Annotated in this window: 1 protein-coding gene; it reads right to left on the reverse strand. The window is 42.2% G+C overall.

What is annotated here, in order from left to right; translation table 11 throughout:
* The coding region (locus tag ACFILO_RS09570) for a hypothetical protein (RefSeq protein ID WP_375678223.1) at nucleotides 1-690 on the reverse strand (690 nt) is incomplete at its 3' end.
* Between the last annotated feature and the right edge of the window lie 160 nt (nucleotides 691-850).

The raw sequence follows: 850 nt of genomic DNA on the forward strand, positions 1-850 counted from the left end.
CATATTCAACCTATTCCAGCCGCTATTGTCTTGTTCCAGCCAACGTTCACGATTGGCATCAACAAGGCGTTGATTGTAGTCATTAAGAACAGATGACCCCTGCAACATATTCGAATAGGCATTATTATAAGAGGGGAATAAGTTGCCTATCATGCCTAAGCGATACTTATTAAAATCACCAAGTAAGGCATTAGCATGTAATATATCCTGCTTATTCTGACGGTAATGATTAATCCTAGCACTTTTAGACAATGCATCAAGTTCACGCGCCAACACTTTTGTATGTGCACCAGATCCATAACCACCAGCACCTACAAAAGAGCTGTTAATCGTATCTCTCACATCATCCATAGATTTTTTAAGTACATCTTCAAAATCCTGATCATAGCCCCCTTTATAACTAGAAGCCAATTCACCAATATTTCTTTCTGCCTGCATGGGAGTATTCATCAAATGATTCATATAATTTTGATATTGATGAGGAATAGCTCCAAGACCTCCGATTGCTTGGTAAGTTGGAGCACTTAAAGGTGCAACACGAGGTCCCCCATACACATTACCACCCATCCCTGTATCATACAGATTATACGCATCTGCACCCCCACGCTTAAAGACATTCTGCATCCAAGCGGGAGGGGCACTTGTCTGCACCTGCTTCTGTTCTGTCGTTGTTGGTGTCTTGCTCCCCATGTCACAATTCCTTCCTATAATAAAGCATATCTATGCCATAGCCTTGCTTGTCCAATGCGCGCTTCCAACCTAAACGACCCAAGATCTCTATCTCAAAAGCCCCATTCTCACGCGCCCAATCCTCTACAAATGTCAAATTATCAACTTGATCAAGAACGCC

It is taken from the genome of Bartonella sp. AP72JLCBS, assembly GCF_042195705.1.
Classification (GTDB): domain Bacteria; phylum Pseudomonadota; class Alphaproteobacteria; order Rhizobiales; family Rhizobiaceae; genus Bartonella.